This is a genomic window from Streptococcus infantis, assembly GCF_047464215.1.
Classification (GTDB): domain Bacteria; phylum Bacillota; class Bacilli; order Lactobacillales; family Streptococcaceae; genus Streptococcus; species Streptococcus infantis_P.
This window is the reverse complement of record NZ_JASHCG010000014.1, coordinates 15,417-33,083: the sequence shown is the minus strand read 5'-3', so window position 1 is coordinate 33,083 and position 17,667 is coordinate 15,417. Positions and strand designations below refer to the sequence as shown.

Below are 17,667 nucleotides of genomic sequence, written 5' to 3'. Positions count from 1 at the left end.
ACTGAACTCCCTATCTTATTTTTTTCTTTTACCATAAGAACCGTAAGTTCCATAAGATCCATATTTTTCTCGTTTAACATCAAATTTATTTAAAATCGCACCCAAAAATGGAACCCCTGTTTGTTCTAGCTGAACTTTAGCTTTTTGAATGTCTCTTCTTTTTGTTCCGCCAGCTTCTGTAACCAAAATCGATGCATCGCATTTTTGCACAATAATTGCTGCATCAATTACAACTCCGATTGGTGCTGTATCAACAATAATATAATCAAAATATTTCCGTAAGGTTTCAATCATCAAGCCAAAATTGGCACTTTGAAGAAGAGCTGTTGGGTTTGGAGAAGGTGACCCTGATTGGATTATAAACAAATCATCAATGTTTGTTTCACAAAGGCCATGAGATAAATCTTGCGTACCAGCAAGATAATCAGTTAAACCTGTGATTCGTTCTCTTGATTTGAATACTCCAGACATGACTGAGTTTCGAATGTCGGCATCAATCAATAGCGTCTTGTAGCCAGCACGCGCAAAAGCCCAAGCAACATTAGTAGCTGTTGTAGACTTTCCTTCGCTAGGGTCAACCGATGTAACGGCAATAACCTTTAAGTTATTCCCACTCAGTTGTATATTTGTACATAAAGCATTGTAGTACTCTTCTGCTTTTTTTACAGAGTTCAGTTTTTGTTGTGATAATTCTAACTTCGCCATAAGTTCTCCCTTACTTTAATTTATCCATGTCTGGAATGACTCCAAGGAGTGAAATTTCCATAACATCTTCGATATCTTCTGGACGTTTAATACGGTCATCGAATAGTTCAAGCAACAAGACCACTACAATCACTAATCCTGCACCTGCTACAACTCCCATAATGGTATTTCGACGAATATTTGGTGAAGACGGTCCAGTTGCTGGACGTGCTTCCTCCAAGGTAGTTACGTCAGAAACACGGGTGACCGCAATAATCTTTTGTGCCGCAACATCTCGAAGAGCATTTGCAATTCGACTTGCTTCGTCAGGTTTGTGATCACTAACTGAAATAGATACGATACGTGTATCTGCGGGAACCGTTACTTGAATCTTCTTAGCTAATATTTTCGCATTAATGTTTAAGCCAAGATCAGCAACTACTTTCTCTAGGACATCTTGGGAAAGAATGATCTCACGATAGTCCTTAACCAGGTAAGTTCCTGCTTGTAGATCTTGATTTGTCAATCCCGGTTTATCACTTTGGTTTCGATTAACTACATAGATCCGAGTTGTACTTCTATACTCAGGTTTAACAACAAAATTACTATATGCAAATGCAGCAGCTCCTGCTACGATGGCTACAAGAAGGATTAGCAGTTTCTTTTTCCATAGTGCCTTTAACAACTGAATAACATTGATTTCAATAGTATCTTTTTCTTTCATTATAACTCCTAAATAATTTGATCTTTAATGATTTTTTCTGGATTTAATATAAAGAGTTCCCGAGCCTTATCTTGGCCATACTTTTTACTCACTATTTCGTATGCTTCCTTCATATAAGGAGGGCGACCATCTAGATTGTGCATATCACTAGCAACTATGTGAACCAAATCCCTCTCTAAGAAATAGCGAGCCCGTTTTTTCATGAATTTATAAGTATCACCAAACAATTTTGGTTTAAGGATACTCGAACTGTTGACCTGTGTATAACATCCCATATTGATGAGGTCTCGCACTCTTTTTTCATTATTTTCCAAAGCAGCGTATCGCTCTATATGTGCTATTACAGGTGTTATCCCTAACATGAGAACATTCGTTAGTGCATTATGAATGTCTCGGTAAGGAGTATTCATGCTGAATTCTATCAAGGCATAACGAGTGCCATTTAGTTGTGGAATCTGCTGATTCTCTAATTTGTTTAAAGCATCACTGCTGTAATAAATCTCTGCTCCATACAAGATGGTTAAATCAGGAGCAACCTCTTTAGCCAACTCCTTGACAACTTTAAAATTTCTTAATATATTCTCTTCTGGTGTTTCAAACATCCCCTTTCGACGATGGGAAGTCGAAACGATGGTACGGATTCCTTGAGCATAGGCCTCCTTCAGAAGCGCTATACTTTCTGCCTTATCCTTAGGACCATCATCTACATCAAAAACTATGTGTGAATGGATATCAATCATCTTATTTTCCTTCCATGATATCTTTGATTTCTACTTTGAGTGTCTCTAGGCTATTTGGATCAACTTCTAACATATAGAGATTGCTGTCTGGCATGGCATAGGAAGGGAGATCCATACGACCAGTTCCTTTTAGATCTCGAGTGATAACAGTATATTTCCCTCCACTTGCTAGTTGGGCGTTCACTAAACTAACCATTGTTTCAGGAGGCATATTAGTTTGGACAGAATCCTGTAAACTTTGCATAATATCATCAAAATTTTTCAATGCTTCTGCCGAAGTTAGTTTCTGGACAATTGCAGAAATGACTTTCTGTTGATTGCGCCCACGGTCTCCATCGCCATTTGCTAATGAATACCGCTCGCGTACAAAGCCTAGGGCCTGCTCAGAGTCTAGATGAACATTTCCAACAGGAAAATGGTAATTACCATGAAGTGAGGTGAATTCTTGGTCATTATTAACATCGACACCACCTAAGAGATCAATTAATTTCAAGAAGGAAGTGAAGTTGAGTCGTGCATAGTAATTTAGATCAATTCCATAAAGATTTTCCAAAGTATGAATCGAAGCATCCACACCATAAATACCTGCATGGGTCAATTTATCATTTTGGTTATTGCCTCCATCAGCTATGGGCACATAAGCATCACGAGGGGTCGTTGTCAAGAGAATTTTCTTGGTTTCTTGATTAACCGTCATGATGATATTGACATCCGAACGAGAAACAGAGCTAATCGGTCCGTATGTGTCAATCCCACTAATATAGATATTAAAAGCCTTGTTTTGAGAAGACTTAGGTGCCTCAACAGTTTTGGTTAGTTCTTTGGTATAAATTTTCTTGATTTTTTTTGCGTGATCTGGATACTCTTGTTCAATCAGATTTTCAAAGACACTATTCAAAACAATTGCCTTGGTCTCTCCAGCTAAGAGACTCTTATAAGCCGCAAGGTAAGAAGAACTATCCTCAACCTTTAGATCTTTATTCTGACTTGTCTTAATATCATCAAGCAGTTTTTTGATATTCTCCGCATCTGTTTTTGTCGGAGCTGTCACACTGGATAGTTGGGATACATTACCAATCTCACTATCCGCCAAAACTGCAACACTGATGGAGTAACTAGAATAGTTAGATGTTGCATTTAAATGATTGGCCAAACTAACGAACTGATGAACTCCAACCAAGGCTAGTGAGCTAGCTACAATAGATAGCAAGAGCATGATTAAAGTAAACTTCTTAGCTTTTCTATTTGATATTAAAAATAAAGCTACTAGCGCAATGAACACCATAATAGCTGCTAGAATAAGATTGAAATAACTAACGGCTAAGATATGATATCTGAATATTAAAAACAGCAAAAAACAAGTAAGCACTATATATAGAAACAACAAAATAATATTGAAACTTTGCTGAAACTTGCTCGTTTTATTTTCTTTTAAACGTCTCCCCACCTTACACCTCTATTAATTATTTTATTTCTATTATATCACAAAGTAACACTGGATACTATCAACACCTGAATTGCAACCGTTTTATTTTACCTTAAAACCAAAAATATTATATTTCAATCATTAAATGCCTCATATCTTTTTTTGAAAGAAGACTGCCAACAAAAATACCAGGAGATAGAAATCGGTTGACAACCTCTCAACACCATACTCTCACACCCTAAAACTTTCAATAATTACCAAGAAAGTGGAAAATTTTGACTAGAGAAACTCAAGTTTTTATAAAAATAGCCTTTTAGAGTCTCGAAAACAAAAAACAACCAGCTATCGCAGTAAAGATTTATCGTTAATAAAAAGCAAGAGGCAGGGTAAAAGTCTTCAAAATAAAAAAACATAGTATTAAGTGTTCAAAAACTTTATACTATGCATTTTATACTTGAAAGCTTCACTCAATTTCATTTTCAAATTGAGTTTTTACCCAACCTATCTTCTTAAACTTATTTCACGTGACTTTCAAAGTCTTTTTGACTCTTCTCGACAGAATTTTTACGTTCTTGTTCCCATTTAGCCTTCGCTTCAGCAAATTGAGAGCTTGTAACAACATCTGTCTGTAATCTCATGTATTTGTAGTTGCTTCCAGTTCCTTTGATACCAACTAGTGAGTAAGCGCGTGTAAATGGTGTCACACGAGTCACTGAAGCACCACCACCGTTTGACACAACTGGGATTAGAAGGGAACTATCAATCAACCAAGCTTGTGCATCTGCGTAGTTTTCATAGCGTTTAGCTACATCTGTATTTTCTGCATCTGCTGTTTTTAATTTTTGAGTATATTGGTCCAATCCGATACTTGTAATCTTATCAGCATCCTTGCTTGGATCAAGTCCCAAAATCTTGAGATAGAATCCATCTTCAGAGTTGAAAGGATTGAGGTAAGTTGAAGGATCTTGGTAGTCAGCTGACCATCCATCCAAGTTCAAATCATAGTCATGATCTGCAGGAGTTGGCGCTTGAGCTGTTGCGTTTGTATAATCATCTGTCGACAATTGGATAACATCAACCACTACATTTTCAGAACCGAGCGTTGATTCGATTGATTGTTTGATTGAGTTTGTTCCAGAAAGCAAGGTCTTGTTAACCTGGTCTACAGGCAAGTCCAAATGAATTGGGAAGTTCACACCTTGGGCCTCTAATTCTTTTTTAGCTTCTGCAAACTTAGCTTGTGCTTTATCTTTATTGAAATAACCATCTTGAGCATCTTCAAGATTCATATTTGACCATTGTGTACCATAGTTGACCAATTTTGAAGCAACCGTTTCACCAAAAGTCTTGTCTCCAACTTGTACGAAAGTTGGTGGTACAAGCGAGTTACGAAGAGTGTTTTTAGCTGCTTCTTCACCGTTTGATTGAGCTGAGTAGGCTGTACGATCAATGGCGAAGTTAATTGCCTGACGGAAGTTTTTATTTAAAATCGCAGCTTGAGTTGCTTGTTTTTGTTCATCGCTTGTTTTTGCAGTATGGTTATAAGCACCACGGTTGACGTTAAAGTTATAGTACCAAGATGTTGCATCTTGCAAGCTATAAACGATATTGTCCTTGTATTTTTCCTTTGTCTTAGCGAAGTTTGAGCTATTTGGATAAACACCTGCAGATGAGTAAGCACCACTTTCAAAGTTACGAATTGTCAAGTCTTGGTCTGAACCATCAAAGTAGGCCAATTTTACCTTTTCGATCGTTACTTTTCCTTGGTCATAGTAATGTGGGTTTTTCACATATTCGATAGAAGACTTAGATGTAAAATCTTTTAACAAATATGGTCCGCTATAAAGAATGCTATCTGGTTTCAGGGTTCCGAAGTCTTTACCTTTGGAAGCAAGGAATTCTTCATTCACAGGGAACAAGATACTGTTGGTTGTTTTTGAGTTCCAGAATGGCTCTGGACGAGTCAAGGTATATTGTACAGTATAGTCATCCAAGGCTTTGACACCAACATTTGAAAAGTCCGTATTTGCACCTGTTATATAATCATCTAAGCCCTTGATAGAGTTCTGAATCAAGTCCAAGGCTTGTCCCTTGTTGTCAGCAGCGTACTTGATACCAGTTACAAAGTCCTGTGCTTTAAGGGGAGCGTATTCTTCACCGTCAGCTGTAAACCACTTGGCATCTTGGCGAAGTTTGTAGGTATAAGTTAAACCATCCTTAGAAACACTCCAATCCTCTGCAAGGGCAGGAATGAGGTTTCCGTAGTTATCATTTTCAAGCAAACCATCAACCAAGTTGGTTACAATAGCAGTGTTATCACCAGCGTAGTCCAAGAGATAGTTGAAGGTTGTTGGATCTGCACCAAAGGTCGACGAGTATGTTTTACCGTCTGATGCTGACTGGCCACATGCTGTCAATAGGACCGCAGCAGCAAGCGTCAAACCTGCTCCTAATAAGCGTTTTTTCATGCTCATGATTCATTTCTCCTTATATGTTAGGTTTTATAACATATAACTATTTTATCAAATTTTAGCCTAAAAGTAAAGTTATATACTGTTTGTGCTCTCATTGGCAATAGAAAAAAATAAAGAAATCCTGCTTCAAAACAGGATTTCTTTATTCATTACAAAAGACTATTTAACGTGATTTGCTAGTTCTTTTTGGTATTTGGCATTTGTTTCAATTTTCTCTTTTTGCCATTTCTTGAGAGCTTCTTCGTATTCTTTAGCTGTTACAATATCGTTTTGCAATTCTAAACCTTTAAATACAAATGGATCTCCCTTGATACCAACTTGAGAGTAAGCTTTTGTGAATGGCACTGTACGGCTAACTGTCGGAGAACCACCTGAAGAAGCTACAGGGATAAGAAGTGAGCTATCTGAAACCCAAGCTTGTGCTTTGGCATATTTTTCATAGCGTTTGTTCAGATCGCTTGTTTCTGACGCTGCATCATCCAAGAGTTTCTTGTACTCATCAAGTCCAACTTGAGCCATAACTTCTGGATCTTTACCTTTTGTGATACCCAAGTGTTTAAGAGCAGAACCCTTCTTAGCATCTAAGATATTGAGGTAGGTTGCTGGGTCTTGATAGTCTGGCCCCCAACCAGTTCCGTTCAAGTCATAGTCTTTTTGAGAAGGCACTTTAGCTTGAGATGTAATGCTCATTTTCTCATTGTCAGTCATTTGAAGTACATCGATGACAACATTTTCACTTCCAAGCGCTGCTTCGACAGACTGTTTGAGAGAGTTGGTTTGCTGTACAGCAATGACATCAGTCTGCTCAACTGGGATATCCAAATGGATTGGGAAGGTTACACCTTTAGCTTGCAATTCTGATTTTGCTTTTTCAAAAGCAGCTTTTGCTTTTGTTGGATTGTAAAGGGTATCTTTACCATCTGTCAAAGCTACATCTTTCCACTGGTCTCCGTATGTTACCAATTGTTCTTGAGCCAATTCACCGAAGGTCTTTTCACCAACTTGAACATAGTCATAAGGCACAAGGCTAGTACGGATAATCTTGTCTGCACCTTCTTCACCATTCATCTGTGCAGAGTAGGCGTGACGGTCTAGAGCAAAGTTGATAGCTTGACGGAAGTTTTTATTGAGAAGCGCTTCTTTAGTTGATGTTTTTTGGGCATCATCTGTCTTAGCTGTTTTATTGTAAGACTGACGATTTACGTTGAAAGTAAAGTAATAGCTTGTCGCTTCTTGCGGGCTATAAACAATCTTATCGCCGTATTCTTTCTTAGTTGAATCAAAACTTGAACTAGTTGGGAAGAGACGAGCTGTCGTATATGAGCCTGACGCAAAGCTACGAATCAATGATTCTTGGTCAGAACCATCGTAGAAAGTCAGCTTGACGTGATCAATTTTAACATTGTCTTTATCCCAGTAGTTTGGATTCTTTTCGTACTCGATCACGGATTTTGAAGTGAAGTTCTTCAAAATATATGGACCATTGTAGAGAATACCTGAGGGAGCTGCCGCACCGTAATCTTTTCCTTGAGAATTTAAGAATTCTTCATTAACAGGGAGCATAGTCGCTGTTGTCACCTTAGAATTCCAGAAGCTTTCTGGTTTGTTCAAGGTATACTCGACTGTATAATCGTCAACTGCTTTAACACCGACTGTTGAGAAGTCATTTGTTTCACCACTAACGTACTCTGCCAAACCTTTGATAGAGTCTTGGATAAGAGTTAGGCCATCTGATTTGCCATCTGCAGCATGCTTCAAACCTGTCACAAAGTCTTGGGCCTTGACTTCAGCATACTCTTCTCCTTCTGAAGTATACCATTTGACACCTTTACGTAGCTTGTAGGTGTAGGTCAAACCGTCCTGTGAAACAGACCAGTCTTCAGCAAGCGATGGAATCAAGTTCCCATATTTGTCATTTTCCAAGAGTCCATCGACCAAGTTAGCAATGACGTCTGATGTTGAACTTTTACTAGTAACGCTATAGTCCAATGTTGTTGGATCAATGGCATATACATACGAAAATGTTGTTGGAGCATCTGCTTTTTTCTCAGTCTTGCCACAAGCTGCCAAAAGAAGAGCTGCGCTCATCGTTATCCCTGCTACTGCGAGCCACTTTTTCGATTTCATCGGTATTCTCCTTTAAAATACTATTTTTCACCATTATACCCTATTTTTATATAAAAGCAAGGATTTTCAGGTGATTTTTTAGAAAATTCAAACTAATATTTATTAAAGAAGTTTTTACACTTATTTTAGAAAAAAACTCAAGCATCTTAGACACTTGAGTTTCTGGTTTTAATCAGCTAATTCGATACAGAAGGCATCCCATGGAGCCAAGCTCTGTGTAATCAAAACTGCTTCTACTGAGGTATTTTCAATCAAGATAGACTTAACCTGATCTTCTACTGCAAACTCTTGCTTTTGGTTGGACAAATTGGCCACAACTAGGAATCGACGGTCGCCATCCTTACGGATGTAAGCAAAGACTTTTTCAGTCGTATCAAGAAGTTCAAAGTCAGCACGAATCAACCAGCTATTTTCCTTACGAATTTCTACCAGTTTTTGATAAGTGTAAAAGATTGATGCTGGATTTGCTAAAGCTTCTTCTACATTTATCTTCGCATAGTTTGGATTTACAGCAAGCCAAGGTTGACCATCTGAGAAACCAGCATTTTTTGTCTCATCCCACTGCATGGGGGTACGGGCGTTGTCACGCCCAATCACACGAATGCTATCCATGATTTCTTCCATTGGAACGCCTTTTTCAAGAGCTTCACGCGCATAGTTGAGGGATTCAATATCCTTTACTTGCTCCAAGCTTTCAAACGGGAAATTGGTCATCCCAATCTCCTCCCCTTGGTAAATATAAGGAGTCCCTCTCATGAGATGAAGCAAGATGGCATACGCTTTGGCAGATTTTTCGCGGTAGTCTCGGTCATTCCCCCAGATAGAGACAATACGAGGGAGGTCATGGTTGTTCCAGAAGAGGGAATTCCAGCCATCTTCAACTCCCAACTCTGTCTGCCATTTGTTGAAAATCTCTTTTAACTTCCCAACATTTAGCTCTTTTTGGTACTGCCACTTAGGTTTCCCTTCCTGATACTGAAGACAGATATGTTCAAACTGGAAGACCATAGACAGTTCTTGTCCTTTAGGATCTGAATAGAGTTTAGCAATCTCTGGTGTTGCTCCCCAAGTCTCCCCTACTGTCAAAAGCTCTTTGTCGCCGAAAGTAGCCTGATTCATTTCCTTGAGATAGGGATGGAGCATAGGACCATTGTTGACAATCTTCTGATTAGGAATCTTCCCAATCATGTCAATGACGTCCATACGGAATCCACCAATCCCTTTATCAATCCAGAAATTCATCATTTCATAGATTTTTTGGCGTAGTTCTTCATTTTCCCAGTTAAGGTCTGGTTGTTTCTTACTGAAAAAGTGCAGGTAATATTGACCAGACTTTTCGTCATATTGCCAGGCAGATCCACTGAAAATTGACTCCAATTCGTTAGGTTCATCACGCCAGATATAGTAGTCTCGCTCAGGACTATCAGGATTTTCACAAGCCTCTATAAACCAAGCATGCTCATCTGATGTATGATTGACCACCAAATCCATAATGATTCGGATATCTCGTTTTTTAGCCTCAGCAATCAGCACATCCATATCTTCCATGGTTCCAAAGATAGCCGCGATATCTTGATAATTGGCAATATCATAACCATTGTCATCCATGGGGCTATCATAGACTGGAGAAAGCCAGATCGCTGTGATCCCTAACTTAGCTAGATAGTCTAACTTACTGGTAATCCCAGGCAAATCACCAATCCCATCTCCATTGCTATCCTTAAAACTTTTTGGATAGACCTGATAAACAACGGCATTGTGCCACCATTTTTCTTGCATCTTTTTACCTCTATTTAAAATCGACTTTACTCCATCATAGACCTTTTATCAAAATTATGCAAGCGTTTGCTTTATCTTTTTTTCTCACTTTTGCGACTCTCTAGTTTCTAATCTTCCATTTTTTTTATATAATAGAGCTCAGAGGTAAAAAAATGAAAAAACAAGCTTTTAGTTCTGAACAATATTTGAATCTACAACGCGACCATATCTTGGAGCGCATCAACCAATTTGACGGCAAACTCTACTTGGAGTTTGGTGGCAAAATGTTAGAAGATTTCCACGCTGCTCGTGTCCTTCCTGGATATGAACCTGACAATAAAATCAAGCTCTTGCAAGAGTTGAAGGAGCAAGTTGAGGTTGTTATCGCTATTAACGCTAGCAATATCGAGCACTCAAAAGCTCGTGGAGACTTGGGCATTTCTTATGACCAAGAAGTGCTTCGTTTGATCGATAAATTCAACGAGCTCGGTATCTTTGTAGGTTCAGTTGTTATCACTCAATATGCTGGCCAACCTGCAGCAGATGCTTTCCGCAATCAATTAGCTAAAAACGGTATCGACTCTTATCTTCACTACCCAATCAAAGGGTATCCGACAGATATGGATCACATCATCTCTCCAGAAGGTATGGGGAAAAACGACTATATCAAAACTAGTCGTAACTTGATTGTCGTGACTGCTCCTGGGCCTGGTTCAGGTAAGTTGGCAACTTGTATGTCTAACATGTACCACGACCAAATCAATGGTATCAAGTCTGGTTATGCCAAATTTGAAACCTTCCCAGTTTGGAATCTCCCACTGCATCATCCAGTAAACTTAGCTTATGAAGCTGCTACAGCAGACCTAGATGATGTCAACATGATTGACCCATTCCATCTCCAAACTTATGGAGAAACCACGGTCAACTACAATCGTGATATCGAGATTTTTCCTGTTCTTAAGCGCATGCTAGAACGTATCTTGGGTGAATCTCCATATGCATCTCCAACTGACATGGGTGTCAATATGGTTGGTTTTGCAATTACTGATAATGACGCTGCAATTGAAGCATCTAAACAAGAAATTATCCGTCGCTACTATCAAACAGTTCTCGACTTTAAGGCTGAAAAAGTTGCTGAGTCTGCTGTCAAGAAAATCGAGCTTCTCATGAATGACCTCGGTATCACACCAGCTGACCGTAAGGTAGCTGTAGCCGCTCGTCAAAGAGCTGAAGAAACAGACGGACCCGCTCTCGCTCTTGAATTACCTTCTGGTGAAATCGTTACTGGTAAGAACTCAGAACTCTTTGGTCCAACAGCCGCTGCTTTGATCAATGCTATCAAGATGTCCGCTAACATTGATGCTGAAACAAAATTAATTGAACCAGAAGTGGTGAAACCAATTCAAGGTTTGAAAATCAATCACTTGGGTAGCCGTAACCCTCGACTCCACTCAAATGAAATCCTCATCGCTCTTGCTATCACAGCAATGCAGAATCCTGATGCAGATCGTGCCATGAAAGAACTCGGAAATCTCAAAGGAAGCGAAGCTCACTCTACGATTATCTTAACGGATGAAGACAAGAATGTTCTTCGCAAACTAGGTATCAACGTAACCTTTGATCCTTACTACCAATACGATCGTTTGTATCGCAAGTAAAATACGACACTCACTCCTCTAAGAGTTGGATCCTTATCATCCAGCTCTTAGAGTTTTTTTATAGCTTGCAAGTCTTTCACAAGCATATCTTTCAAAAAGAATTCTCATTTTAATAGAAACTGAGATACCATTTAATTTTAGATTTATTTCTAATGAATCCTTAAAAGGAGTGATACTCAATGAAAATCAAAGAGCAAACTAGGAAACTAGCCGCAGGTTGCTCAAAGCACTGCTTTGAGACATCTACACAAGAGAACTAGTTTGGTCATTGATTTTCATTGAAAATACAAAAAAAGGTGAACAAGACAGCATTCTGATTTCCAGAAAACTATTTTGTTCACTTTTGCTTATGAGTTAAACTTTTAGTTTATTCTACCGTTACTGACTTAGCAAGGTTACGTGGTTTATCCACATCAAGTCCACGGTGTAGAGTTGCAAAGTAAGCGACCAATTGTGTTGGTACGACCATTGAGATTGGTGAGAGGTAAGGGTGGACGGTCGTAAGAACGATATCATCTGTATCTTTGGCAACATTTTCTTCTGCAATGGTGAGGACCTTAGCTCCACGTGCTGCCACTTCTTGGATATTTCCGCGAGTGTGGTTTGCAAGAACTGGGTCTGACAAGAGGGCCAAGACAGGTGTTCCTTCCTCAATCAAGGCAATCGTTCCGTGCTTGAGCTCCCCAGCCGCAAAACCTTCACACTGGATGTAAGAAATCTCTTTGAGTTTGAGACTCGCTTCCATAGCTACGTAGTAGTCTTGACCACGTCCGATGTAAAAGGCGTTGCGTGTTGTTTCAAGGAGGTCACGAACTTTAGCATCAATCAATTCTTTCTCTGAAAGAGTTGATTCGATAGACTGAGCCACGATAGACAATTCATGAACCAAGTCAAAGGCTTTGGCTTTTTCATTGCCATTTGCTTCACCAACCGCTTTTGCAAGGAAGGCAAGGGCTGCGATTTGGGCTGTATAGGCCTTAGTTGACGCTACGGCAATTTCAGGACCTGCATGAAGCAACATAGTATGGTTGGCTTCACGTGACAGAGTTGATCCTGGAACGTTTGTCACTGTCAAGCTTGGGATTCCCATTTCATTGGCCTTGACCAAAACCTGACGGCTGTCAGCTGTTTCACCAGATTGACTGATAAAAACGAAGAGTGGTTTCTTGCTGAGAAGCGGCATACCATACCCCCACTCAGAGGAGATACCAAGTTCAACTGGCGTATCGGTCAGTTCTTCCAGCATCTTCTTAGAAGCAAATCCTGCGTGGTAAGATGTCCCAGCTGCAAGGATGTAGATGCGGTCTGCATCTTGAACAGCCTTGATGATAGCTGGGTCTACCACTACTTGACCAGCATCATCTGTGTAGGCTTGGATGAGTTTACGCATAACAGTTGGTTGCTCATCAATTTCCTTGAGCATGTAGTAAGGGTAAGTTCCCTTACCGATATCTGACAAGTCAAGTTCAGCAGTGTAGCTGGTACGCTCACGACTGTTGCCATCATAGTCTTGTACTTGGACGCTATCAGCTTTCACGATTACCAACTCTTGGTCATGGATTTCCATGTATTGATTGGTCTCACGAATCATAGCCATGGCGTCTGAGCAGACCATGTTATAGCCTTCTCCAAGACCAATCAAAAGAGGTGATTTGTTCTTGGCAACATAGATGACATCTGGATTTTCAGAGTCGATCAAGGCAAAGGCATAAGAACCACGGATGATGTGAAGAGCTTTTTTGAAGGCTTCAAGAACTGACAAGCCATCTTCTTCCGCAAATTTTCCAATCAAGTGAACAGCGATTTCTGTATCTGTTTGTCCCTTGAAGTGGTGACCTGCAAGGTAGTCTTCCTTGACTTCAAGGTAGTTTTCAATCACCCCGTTGTGCACCAAGACAAAACGTCCTGTCTCAGAGCGGTGTGGGTGAGCATTGTCTTCTGTTGGTTTCCCGTGAGTTGCCCAACGAGTATGTCCGATACCAGTTGTTCCCTCAACCCCAGCTGTCTTGGCAGACAATTCTGCAATACGACCAACTGCTTTTACCAAATGGTTTTCAGCACCACCTAGAACAAAAATTCCAGCCGAATCATAGCCACGGTATTCGAGTTTTTCAAGTCCTTGAATCAAAATATCAGTTGCATTTGTGTTTCCAACAACACCAACAATTCCACACATAGTATATACGACACAGGCTAGCTGTGCTTTCCCCTTAAAATTGGTATAGTCTAATTCTTCTTTTATAGAATCAGCAAAAACAGTATATACTTGTTTCTTTTACTTGTCAAGAGTAAAAATTGGTATAGCGTAATTCTACTGATTCTTTATACTAAAAGTCTATCATATTTCACCTAAAGCAAGTATTTAAAAAGGGCTTTATCGCCCTTTTTAAATACTATTTTGTAGCAAGCTTGTCTGCCTCTACTACTTCTTGAAAGGTTTTTTGATAATTCACTTTAATCGTCATTGTCATGTGAGAGTCCTCGTTTCTTTTTGATGACTCTAGTATAGGCAATAACCCTAAAAGCAAACTTAAGATTTTCTTAGAGAAAGCTTAATCTAAATGTTCTTTCTTTTCTAGATTTAGGGCAATCATATGCCACTCTGGGTCCTCCTGCCAGTTAGACAGTGAGCTGATATAACTAGCTACCTTACGTGCTTCTTCAAGTATTGGAAAGTCCTCGATAATATCAGCCACTTGAAACTCTGGTAGACCTGACTGTCTGGTTCCAAAAATCTCACCCGAACCGCGCATTTTCAAATCTTCCTCCGCAAGGACAAAACCATTGATCGTTTCTGTCATGATACGCATACGCTCTTTACCTGAGTCCGTTTTAGGATTAGCTACAAGAACCGCATAGGACTGTTTGTCTCCCCGACCGACGCGACCTCTAAGCTGATGAAGCTGACTAAGGCCAAAACGATCAGCATCCATGATAATCACGACGGTCGCATTTGGCACATTTACCCCAACCTCGATAACCGTTGTCGAAACCAGAATATCAGTCTTTCTCTCTTTGAACTCCTGCATAATCTGATCTTTTTCATCACTCTTCATCTTACCGTGTAAGAGAGCAACTTTTGCTTTTCCTGCAAAATGAGCCGTCAACTCTTCTGACAAAGCGATAGCATTTTTCAAATCCAAGGCTTCAGATTCTTCAATCAAGGGCGAAATAACATAGGCTTGAGACCCTTTTTGAATTTCTCCTTCCAACCAAGTCAGGACCTGTGGTAATTGCTCATGCTTGATCCAGCGAGTTACGATTGGTTTGCGCCCAGCAGGCATCTGGTCAATAATGGAAACATCCATATCTCCAAAGGCGGTGATGGCTAAGGTTCGTGGAATCGGCGTCGCCGTCATCATGAGGACATCTGGATTTTCTCCTTTTTCACGTAAAATACGTCTTTGTCCCACACCAAAACGGTGTTGCTCGTCGATGATAATCAAACCGAGTTTAGCATAGTCTACCCCATCTTGAATCAGAGCATGAGTTCCGATAATAACATCGACCTCGCCCTTGGCAATAGTTTCCAAAACCGTGCGTTTTTCTGCAGCTTTTAATGAACCTGTTAAGAGAGCCAGTTTCAAATCAGGAAAGAGACTTTCTAGACTTTCAAAATGTTGCTCTGCAAGAATCTCTGTTGGAACCATGAGGGCAGCCTGATACCCTGCCGTTACAGCAGCATACATGGCAAGACCTGCAACCACTGTCTTCCCACTACCAACATCCCCTTGTAAGAGTCGATTCATGTGATGGTCCGACTTCATATCTGATAGGATTTCTTGCAGGCTTTTTTCTTGAGCTTGTGTCAAAGCAAAGGGTAACTTTTCTTTAACCGCAGTTAGTTTTTCCTGGGACCAATTCAGAACCAGACCACTTCCGTGAATCTTATTCTCAGACTTGAGGGTCTGTAATTGCATTTGGAAATAGAAAAGTTCCTCAAACTTGATTCGACGGAGAGCCTGCTTGTATTCTGCCAAATTCTTAGGAAAATGCATGGCACGAACAGCCTGACAGCGAGACATGAGTTTGTATTTATCTAGCAAGGACTGAGGGAGATTTTCCTCTATCAAGAGATCTAGCCCCTGATCAAAGGCGGTTTTAATGACCTTAACAAGGCTTGCTTGACTAACTCCTTGTGCGAGACGATAGACAGGTTGAAGGTCGTCCTCCACTTGGGCTAAAACCTTCATCCCTGTGAGACTAGCCTTGGCGCGATCCCACTTACCAAAAACGGCTAGAGTCGCTCCTAGCTCAATCTTGTCAGCCAGGTAGGGTTGGTTAAAGAAGTTCACTGAAAACACAACTTCTCCCTGCTTGAGGCTAAAGCGTAGGCGATTGCGCTTAAAACCATAATACTGAACACTAGCTGGTGTTACTACCTGACCAGATAGGACAGCCTTTTCACCATCTTCTAGCTCTAGCACCTGCTTGGTCTTAAAATCTTCATAACGGAAAGGAAAGTAGAGCAAGAGATCTTGCAGGTTTTCAATTCCTAGTTTGGCATATTTCTCTGCTGATTTTGGTCCCACGCCAGGCAAGACATGCAAGGGTTGATGTAAATTCATGCTCTTCTCCTTTCCTTCTTTCTTTTAATGATATTCTCTCGGAACTCGATCACTGAGGAGGCAAACCACCTCATAATTGATAGTTCCTCTGTAGACTGCTACATCTGTTGCAGTAATTTCTTGATCACCGTCTGCACCAATCAAAGTTACCTTGGTACCTAATGGATACAGCTTATGCAAACGAACCGTGATCTGGTCCATAGATACCCGCCCTACGATAGGGCACAATTGTCCATCCACCAGAACTGAGAAATTCTGCATGTCTCTTGTCCAACCATCAGCATAACCGATTGGTAGCGTTGCAATGACTTGCTCACCGTCTGCCTGATAAGTTGCTCCGTAACCCATACAAGCACCAGCCTCTACTGTTTTGATATGAACGATGGCTGTTTCCAAAGTTAAGGCTGGTTTTAGTTCATAAGGCAATTCTAAAACTTGTCCGCTTGGATTGAGACCATACATGGAATCTCCCATGCGAACCGCATTGAAAATCGTTTCTGCATGCCATAGAGTCGTTGCGGAGTTACTCGCATGGACTAGTTCTGGTACTTCTTGCAAGTCAGCTAGGATTCCCTTAAAGCATTCTAACTGTTGATTAAAGTAACTATCCGACTCTTCATCAGCAGTTGCAAAGTGCGTAAAGATTCCCTCAACATTTGATCCATGTCCCTTGAGTAAAGTTTGAGCTTGTGCTGCCTCGCTTGCACTTCTAAAACCAATTCGTCCCATACCTGAGTCAATTTTAAGGTGAACGGTTAAGCCTGATAAATCTGAATCAGTAGCAAGGAGATTCTCAATCCATTCCAATCCAGCCACTGTCAAGGTAATCGCATACTGCTTAGCCAATGAAAGAGATTCAACCTCAGATACTCCCAAAATGAGAATCTTCTTAGAAATTCCTGCCTGACGAAGCTCGATGGCTTCATCGATATTAGAAACGCAAAAACCATTGACATCATCCTGGATAGCCGTAGCAACAGCTACCGCTCCGTGTCCGTATGCATTGGCTTTCACAACCGCCCATTTTAGGGTATCTTTGGGAATATGCGCACCCATTTGTTGGATATTGTAGCGAATAGCACCCAGATCGATGAGGGCCTTAGTTGGTCTATGTGGACTAGTTTTCATAATCTTCCTCCAAAATAACACTAGCTGTCACAAACTGATCTGTATGGCTGATCGATAGCCACACTTTTCCTGAAAACGGGGATTTACTGAAGTAGGGGGCTCCTCTCTCATTGTTCAAGACTTCCAAGTCCTGAAAACCTAATTTCCCAATTCCCGTTCCCATAGCCTTTGAAAAGGCTTCTTTAGCTGACCAACGACCAGCCAAATACTCGACCTGTCTTCGACCCTTGAGACTGGAAAAGCGCTCCATTTCCTTGTCTGTCAAGACACGCTGGGCAAAACATTTTCTTTTTTCAACTGCATTTTGTATGGAAGCTAATTCTTCGATATCAATTCCGTGTCCAACTATCATTTTCGTCAAAAGGAGTTGAGATACCCCC

12 protein-coding genes are annotated in these 17,667 nt (G+C 40.4%); 1 reads left to right on the top strand and 11 read right to left on the bottom strand.

Going from position 1 to position 17,667, the window contains the following annotated elements; genetic code table 11:
- Window positions 1–15 precede the first annotated feature (15 nt).
- From QM469_RS08370 to QM469_RS08340, 7 genes are all read right to left on the bottom strand, one after another.
- Window positions 16–705: a tyrosine-protein kinase gene (locus QM469_RS08370; protein ID WP_371608371.1), complete on the bottom strand. Its 690-nt coding sequence runs from the start codon at window positions 703–705 to the stop codon at window positions 16–18.
- A gap of 10 nt (window positions 706–715) precedes the next feature.
- Complete coding sequence (locus QM469_RS08365) at window positions 716–1,408, bottom strand: CspC family polysaccharide chain length determinant protein (RefSeq protein WP_371608370.1); 693 nt, start codon at window positions 1,406–1,408, stop codon at window positions 716–718.
- A gap of 8 nt (window positions 1,409–1,416) precedes the next feature.
- Entirely contained in the window at window positions 1,417–2,148 is a 732-nt protein-coding gene (gene cps4B / locus QM469_RS08360; RefSeq protein WP_414276527.1) for a capsular polysaccharide biosynthesis protein Cps4B, read from the bottom strand.
- 1 nt (window position 2,149) lies between these two features.
- A complete protein-coding gene (locus tag QM469_RS08355) occupies window positions 2,150–3,595 on the bottom strand; it encodes an LCP family protein (RefSeq protein ID WP_414276528.1) in 1,446 nt (481 codons plus the stop codon).
- 494 nt (window positions 3,596–4,089) lie between these two features.
- Window positions 4,090–6,048, bottom strand: a complete 1,959-nt coding sequence (locus QM469_RS08350; RefSeq protein WP_414276529.1) for a peptide ABC transporter substrate-binding protein — start codon at window positions 6,046–6,048, stop codon at window positions 4,090–4,092.
- A 159-nt stretch (window positions 6,049–6,207) separates the two neighbouring features.
- Window positions 6,208–8,175: a peptide ABC transporter substrate-binding protein gene (locus QM469_RS08345; protein WP_075227262.1), complete on the bottom strand. Its 1,968-nt coding sequence runs from the start codon at window positions 8,173–8,175 to the stop codon at window positions 6,208–6,210.
- Window positions 8,176–8,343: 168 nt separating this feature from the next.
- Window positions 8,344–9,954: a glycoside hydrolase family 13 protein gene (locus tag QM469_RS08340; RefSeq protein ID WP_414276530.1), complete on the bottom strand. Its 1,611-nt coding sequence runs from the start codon at window positions 9,952–9,954 to the stop codon at window positions 8,344–8,346.
- 152 nt (window positions 9,955–10,106) lie between these two features.
- On the opposite strand from QM469_RS08340, the gene QM469_RS08335 reads away from it, so the two are divergent.
- On the top strand, window positions 10,107–11,591 hold the full coding sequence (locus QM469_RS08335; protein WP_311522935.1) for a DUF1846 domain-containing protein: 1,485 nt from the start codon (window positions 10,107–10,109) through the stop codon (window positions 11,589–11,591).
- 367 nt (window positions 11,592–11,958) lie between these two features.
- Here the strand turns inward: QM469_RS08335 and glmS are convergent, their stop codons facing one another.
- From glmS to acpS, 4 genes are all read right to left on the bottom strand, one after another.
- Window positions 11,959–13,767 carry a glutamine--fructose-6-phosphate transaminase (isomerizing) gene (gene glmS / locus QM469_RS08330; protein ID WP_414276531.1) on the bottom strand — a complete coding sequence of 603 codons (1,809 nt, stop codon included), beginning with the start codon at window positions 13,765–13,767 and terminating at the stop codon, window positions 11,959–11,961.
- Between the two features lie 376 nt (window positions 13,768–14,143).
- The gene (gene recG, locus QM469_RS08325; RefSeq protein ID WP_414276532.1) at window positions 14,144–16,159 is read right to left on the bottom strand and encodes an ATP-dependent DNA helicase RecG; all 2,016 of its coding nucleotides are present in this window, start codon (window positions 16,157–16,159) and stop codon (window positions 14,144–14,146) included.
- A gap of 24 nt (window positions 16,160–16,183) precedes the next feature.
- Complete coding sequence (alr, locus tag QM469_RS08320; RefSeq protein ID WP_414276533.1) at window positions 16,184–17,287, bottom strand: alanine racemase; 1,104 nt, start codon at window positions 17,285–17,287, stop codon at window positions 16,184–16,186.
- A complete protein-coding gene (gene acpS / locus QM469_RS08315) occupies window positions 17,277–17,639 on the bottom strand; it encodes a holo-ACP synthase (protein WP_315640904.1) in 363 nt (120 codons plus the stop codon). Before acpS ends, alr begins: the two co-directional genes overlap by 11 nt.
- Window positions 17,640–17,667 lie beyond the last annotated feature (28 nt).

What these genes read in the sequence shown, in the direction of transcription:
- glmS (WP_414276531.1), bottom strand. Translation starts at nt 13,767, where the DNA reads ATGTGTGGAATTGTTGGTGTTGTTGGAAACACAAATGCAACTGATATT.
- QM469_RS08335 (WP_311522935.1), top strand. Translation starts at nt 10,107, where the DNA reads ATGAAAAAACAAGCTTTTAGTTCTGAACAATATTTGAATCTACAACGC.
- QM469_RS08345 (WP_075227262.1), bottom strand. Translation starts at nt 8,175, where the DNA reads ATGAAATCGAAAAAGTGGCTCGCAGTAGCAGGGATAACGATGAGCGCA.
- cps4B (WP_414276527.1), bottom strand. Translation starts at nt 2,148, where the DNA reads ATGATTGATATCCATTCACACATAGTTTTTGATGTAGATGATGGTCCT.
- QM469_RS08365 (WP_371608370.1), bottom strand. Translation starts at nt 1,408, where the DNA reads ATGAAAGAAAAAGATACTATTGAAATCAATGTTATTCAGTTGTTAAAG.
- recG (WP_414276532.1), bottom strand. Translation starts at nt 16,159, where the DNA reads ATGAATTTACATCAACCCTTGCATGTCTTGCCTGGCGTGGGACCAAAA.
- alr (WP_414276533.1), bottom strand. Translation starts at nt 17,287, where the DNA reads ATGAAAACTAGTCCACATAGACCAACTAAGGCCCTCATCGATCTGGGT.
- QM469_RS08350 (WP_414276529.1), bottom strand. Translation starts at nt 6,048, where the DNA reads ATGAGCATGAAAAAACGCTTATTAGGAGCAGGTTTGACGCTTGCTGCT.
- acpS (WP_315640904.1), bottom strand. Translation starts at nt 17,639, where the DNA reads ATGATAGTTGGACACGGAATTGATATCGAAGAATTAGCTTCCATACAA.
- QM469_RS08340 (WP_414276530.1), bottom strand. Translation starts at nt 9,954, where the DNA reads ATGCAAGAAAAATGGTGGCACAATGCCGTTGTTTATCAGGTCTATCCA.
- QM469_RS08370 (WP_371608371.1), bottom strand. Translation starts at nt 705, where the DNA reads ATGGCGAAGTTAGAATTATCACAACAAAAACTGAACTCTGTAAAAAAA.